The organism is Bacillota bacterium (assembly GCA_013314855.1).
Taxonomy (GTDB): domain Bacteria; phylum Bacillota; class Clostridia; order Acetivibrionales; family DUMC01; genus Ch48.
Genome location: JABUEW010000190.1, coordinates 1 through 5317, shown reverse-complemented (window position 1 = coordinate 5317; position 5317 = coordinate 1). Strand labels below are relative to the sequence as shown.

Here is a 5317-nt window from a genome sequence, read left to right as displayed (position 1 = left end):
TTGCTGTTACAGCAAAATCTTCTATAAAATAGTTAATATAAGTGAACACTATATCACATTTTTTAATTAACTATATATTTGGGTGGAATTTAATCCTACAAAGTGGATTTTACTTTTTCATTTCACCTTTATTTTTATGAAGAAAATGCTTCCATTATAAGATTAGACTTAAAGGATTAATTTTATTATAAAGAATAATAGAACAGCTATACTGCCCAACAGAGTAATATTAATGATAGTATTGATAGAAAGCCTTATTTTAAAAATTTTTTTGTTCCGGCTGCAAGAATTTGCTCCGATTTCTCCGGTTTTTTCGCATTCTTTTATGTAGTTATTAATAATTAATTGGGCCTCTTTAATAATATCCTTATCACCTTTAAACTCTCCATAAAAATATTTGTCCTTTTTCAGGAGTCTGTCAACAATTTTTTTTACATTTTCCGATGACATAACCGCCCTCCATCAAACATCAACTAGTGTAACTTATAGCATAACTTATAAGCAACTAATAGTGTAACAAAATTATTACTATAACTTATAGGTAGTTTGTGAAAAATATGTACTAATTATACACATTAATTATACACATTAATTATACACAAATTATACTGCTTTTTTCCAAAATTTCGCTACTATTACCGTCATGTCATCAGCAGGTTTACCTTCCGAATTTTTATACGCTTCATCCAGTATTATATCTGCTACAGCTTGAGGATTTATACTCTTTATTTCTCCGATAAATTTTTGAAGGACTTTTTCCTTTTCTTCCTTCTCACTTATAAAGGCGTCAATAACTCCGTCACTTAGCATTATCACCATATCTCCGTCGTCAAGTTGCCTGCTTATAAGCTCAATTTCCATATTGCTTAATATACCTGCAGGAAGTGAAACAGTTTTAATTATGTCAGCCCTGTCTTTTCTTTTAATAATAGTCGGAGCAGCACCGATCTTAATAAACTCAATTTCTCCTCCATTTAAATCAATTAAACATAAATCTATGGTGGAAAAATAATCTTCGTTGGATTTTAATGCCAATATTGAGTTAATTAATTTAACTGTAGAACCTTTATCAAACCCGGACTCTATAAACTGCTCAATTAAGTTTATCGTAGCCCTGCTTTGCATGGAGGCTTTTTCTCCTGAACCCATGCCGTCACTTAATGCCAATACATATTTACCGTCACTGCTGTTTATAAAAGCATAATTATCTCCGGATACTGTATTCCCATACATTTCATCATATTTCGGGACACTTGCAATTCCACTAGTAATGCTGTATTTTTCTTCTTCCACAAGTTTTAATATACACAAGTTGGCTGTATCTTTCTTACAACAGCCATAACTCTCTTTTACCATTTTTCTTCCTACTACCTCAGAAACTACTTTATTTATTACATTAGTACAATACCTTCTTCCTCCACAACCTTTATGGGAAATACTGACTTCATACTTTCCGTACTTATTCTCAAAAGCCAATACTTCAGCTGCTTTTATCCCCTCCCGCTTTAACATGAACATCAGGGTATTTTCAAGTTCTGTTTTAAAGTGAATGTCGGAATTTATTTCAGAGGCAAGACCGGATATTGCCTTTGATAATTCTTCCAATTGTTGCGATACAAAATTTCTATTTTCCCCTAACCTATTTTTCCACATCATGTCAACTTTAAATATCTCATACATATTATTAACTGCCTGTATAAAATCATTTATACGTTCACACCTTTCCATAAAATAATCCGGTATATCGTTGCTCTCAATATATCCTTTTCTGTCAAGCTTTTCAACAATTTTAAACATAACCTGGTAAGTGTTGTAAAAATTTCTATCCCAACAATGCAGACAAAGGCTACAACCTTTGCACACTCTGTCCGCAACACGGTCAAACATGGATGAAATATCATGTTTATTGATTGTTGCTTTTGTATTGGACACTTCACTAAAAGTTTTTGCCACCTCCATAAACGTCCTCGAGAATTTACTCAGCTTCTCAACAATCATTTCTTTAGCACGTAAACTAAAAATTGCCTTGTCCATATGAATATCAGTACTAAAACCGGCAAGTTCAGTAATATTTATGATAATCTTTTGAGGAGTTATCATAAAAATACAAACTGCCAAGATAATTTCCTTAAGATAAATTAAAGCTTCCATTGAATCGTTCAAATATAGTGTAAGTAAAGTATTACCAATAAAAAACCCCAGGCTTGATCCTACCTTTCCAAGATTCCTGAATATTCCTGATAAAAGTCCGCAAAAAGCATAACAACCGATTAATATGGGTGCAATTGTTGACGACATACTCAAAATTAAACCCGCTGTAACCCCTATAGCCGCACCTGCCGCTGCTCCATACCTGTAACTGAATATTAGTATTGCCAATATACTTACTACATTTTTTATACCGAAACCCATCACCTTTATATTGTTAAATCCTGAAAAAGCAAGAGCAAAAGTTATTATCACACTTATGAGTTCTTCATTGGACAATATATGTGTCATCTTGTTTTTATTCAGTAACAAAGTAGAATTGCAGAAAATAAATATCATTACAAATACAATAAAACTGCTGAATATTGCCATTACAAAATCATATAAAAGCATCCCCTGTTTGAAGGCAACAACAATTTCGGGTGTTAGGCTGCTGATTAATCCAAGAACTGCATATGTTGAATTAGATTTTATATTTATAGAAGATTTTGAAGAGGATCTTGTAGAATTTTTTAAAGAAGGCTTTTTTTTAAAAATAATATTAAGAATACTAAAAAGAACCATACTTGAAGCTGTTACCAACACCTTGTGTTTTCCACCTGCTGTAATAATTCCCAGCAATATAAAAGCAGCAACAGCAATTTTGCTTATGCCAAGGGGATATGTTGCTATGTAAAAAGGCAAGCCAAAAGGCATAAGACCTTTTATTAAATGAGCCCTTCCAAGCAAAAAAGCTATAGGTAATATTATTAAATATGTTTTAAAATATAAAAGATTAATAACATTTTTTTGAGGTAAAATTTCCGACTTCAAGTTTTTTAAGCCCCCTATTCTTTAGTTTATAATTTTGGTTATAGCCATTTTACTAAAATTTGTAAAACGATTATAACCAATTTACCTGGTAAAGTTTGTCATATCTAGTTGTCAGAATGATTTTTTTATTTGACATTCTTTACCATAAGCTAACGAGGGGCTACAAAAATATACCCTGTAAATTTACTTTACTGGATTGAAAACTTTACAATACTTTATCTAACATTATATAACCTCCAAAACCCCTAAAAATAGGGGCTTTTCTATTGTTATGTATTCCAGATAATTCCACTTAACACTATTTCGTATTATCTTACTTTACCACCATAAGTAAAGTAAAAGTACAGTTCACTTACTATACTTTCGAAGTTTCTTATATTCATCGGGAGCATTTTCTAATGCTTTGTCCGTCCTCAACATATCTTCAATTTCTTCTTTGGTTTTCCCCTGACGAACGCCTTGCATATAAATAGCATGTTTTGATTTGTAAAATTTATCATTACCATATACCTTAGATGGAGCCGGACAAATGGAACATTTACATTTTTTATCTTTAGTCTTTCTTGCATCATGAAAAAAGTATGAGCCGCAATAATGGCATCTTTTGACAGGAATTTTATGACGTAAGCACTCAAACAGTTCAATTGTAAGTAATTGTACCGGTTCATTACAAATATAGTGAAAATTTAAGTTAGGCTTTAATTCATACTTGGCCTTATTAATTATAACAGTAAAGGGCATAAAATCTATAATCCCATTAGCATAATTTTTTAAACAAGCAAGGAATGATTGAAACCAAAACGTTTCGCGCAATTCTAAAGGATTAAAGAAAAAATCTTTTATAAAATCCTCGTGAGTGTATGAATATAGTTCTTTTTGCATACGTGATGGTTTTTCTGATAGACTATGCAGAAACCTTAATGTAAGTTCGCCGGCGTTAAACATAATATACGAATTCCCGTTAATTGATACAAACTCTTTCCATACTTTTCTTGTACCTTTACCTTTTTTTGTTTTTGTTTCCGTAAAAAATATATCTGCTTTCCATACCATATTTACCACCTCGTTAAGAATTTATAGTACAAAATAAAAATTTTTTTATACTTTGTGATACTTGTATTTATAGCTTTCTATTGTGTGAAGAATTTATTAAAATTTGATAATTCTTCACGTATAGTATACCATTTTAATGTAAGGTAAAGCAAGATGTAAATAAAATTTAGCTTTATTTGCTGGGGTAGGGAATATCCCTGGAACCCAAAAAAGTAAAGCGTATAAATAAGGGAGGATTATGTCCTTATGCAAAATCGCAAACAAAGGCAGCGTGAAAAAAGAAAAGAAAAAAGGTGTATGAAACATCAATTAAAGATACAAGCAGAAAACAATAAAAATGATACTTCCATTGGTATATATAAAAAGTTAGACAGAAGCTTTTTTAATTATGCAATAAACAAAACAAAATTGGAACTTCGTAATGGCGAAATTGGACAGGAGCGAGAAGTTTTGCTAAAAAAAGTAATTAAATTAAAAAACAAACTTAACCCAAAAGAAAGGAGTGTGTCGTAAATGAATATTGAAAAGCCTTATATGACCACAAAGGAGTTAAACAGGGCATACTTGAATATATCGGAGGTTAAGCTTTATGAGCTATTGAATAGAAAGGGATGCCCCAAAATAAACATTGGCCGAAAATACCTTATTCCTGTCGAAAAATTCTTAAATTGGCTTGAAAATCAGTCTATCAATCTATCAATGCATAAAGAAGGTGAGAATTAAAATGAGGTTCAAGAAATGGTTACAGAGAAAAGCCGGTGAAGAATTGCGAGAACACGCAAAACGCCGGCTTTTCCCATGCGGTACAGATTGGAGAGAATACAAACTTTATTTTAATATCAATAGCTTGTCAGATGAAGCTATCATGGAATTTGATGAGTTATGGGAACAGTACTGGGCAGAAAAGGCAGGTGAAAAATATTGCAGATATATGAATTTACGAAACATATTAAAAACATTAAAAAAGTTGGCAACGAGTATACGGGCCGATGTCCGGCACATGACGATAATAAAAATTCGCTCTCGATAGCGGAAGGCAAGGAAGGTAAAATACTTTTACACTGTCATGCCGGATGTAGTACAGAGGATATTGTTGCTGCCATGGGATTAACTCTCTCAGATCTATTCCCTGATAAACCAAAACAGGATAAACAGATTGTTGCAGTGTATCAATATAAAGACCTGAGCGGCAATGTCGTACATGAAACGGTCCGATATGAGCCAAAAGGATTCACGCAAAGAC

Annotated in this window: 6 protein-coding genes; 3 read left to right on the top strand and 3 right to left on the bottom strand. The window is 32.2% G+C overall.

Annotation, left to right across the window (positions count from 1 at the left end; all coding sequences use genetic code 11):
• Nucleotides 1–168 precede the first annotated feature (168 nt).
• The 3 genes from HPY74_19590 to HPY74_19580 form a co-directional block, all read right to left on the bottom strand.
• Nucleotides 169–450: a hypothetical protein gene (locus HPY74_19590; protein ID NSW92812.1), complete on the bottom strand. Its 282-nt coding sequence runs from the start codon at nucleotides 448–450 to the stop codon at nucleotides 169–171.
• A 153-nt stretch (nucleotides 451–603) separates the two neighbouring features.
• Nucleotides 604–3039 carry a stage II sporulation protein E gene (gene spoIIE, locus HPY74_19585; protein NSW92811.1) on the bottom strand — a complete coding sequence of 812 codons (2436 nt, stop codon included), beginning with the start codon at nucleotides 3037–3039 and terminating at the stop codon, nucleotides 604–606.
• A gap of 330 nt (nucleotides 3040–3369) precedes the next feature.
• Nucleotides 3370–4074, bottom strand: a complete 705-nt coding sequence (locus tag HPY74_19580; GenBank protein NSW92810.1) for a hypothetical protein — start codon at nucleotides 4072–4074, stop codon at nucleotides 3370–3372.
• A gap of 246 nt (nucleotides 4075–4320) precedes the next feature.
• Here HPY74_19580 and HPY74_19575 point away from each other — a divergent pair, with 246 nt between their 5' ends.
• From HPY74_19575 to HPY74_19565, 3 genes are read left to right on the top strand one after another with little or no spacing between them, the layout of a single operon-like run.
• Entirely contained in the window at nucleotides 4321–4587 is a 267-nt protein-coding gene (locus HPY74_19575) for a hypothetical protein (GenBank protein NSW92809.1), read from the top strand.
• Entirely contained in the window at nucleotides 4588–4797 is a 210-nt protein-coding gene (locus HPY74_19570) for a helix-turn-helix domain-containing protein (GenBank protein NSW92808.1), read from the top strand.
• A 1-nt stretch (nucleotide 4798) separates the two neighbouring features.
• Nucleotides 4799–5104: a hypothetical protein gene (locus tag HPY74_19565; protein NSW92807.1), complete on the top strand. Its 306-nt coding sequence runs from the start codon at nucleotides 4799–4801 to the stop codon at nucleotides 5102–5104.
• Nucleotides 5105–5317: the final 213 nt, after the last annotated feature.

What these genes read in the sequence shown, in the direction of transcription:
- HPY74_19590 (NSW92812.1), bottom strand. Translation starts at nt 450, where the DNA reads ATGTCATCGGAAAATGTAAAAAAAATTGTTGACAGACTCCTGAAAAAG.
- HPY74_19580 (NSW92810.1), bottom strand. Translation starts at nt 4,074, where the DNA reads ATGGTATGGAAAGCAGATATATTTTTTACGGAAACAAAAACAAAAAAA.
- HPY74_19575 (NSW92809.1), top strand. Translation starts at nt 4,321, where the DNA reads ATGCAAAATCGCAAACAAAGGCAGCGTGAAAAAAGAAAAGAAAAAAGG.
- HPY74_19570 (NSW92808.1), top strand. Translation starts at nt 4,588, where the DNA reads ATGAATATTGAAAAGCCTTATATGACCACAAAGGAGTTAAACAGGGCA.
- HPY74_19565 (NSW92807.1), top strand. Translation starts at nt 4,799, where the DNA reads ATGAGGTTCAAGAAATGGTTACAGAGAAAAGCCGGTGAAGAATTGCGA.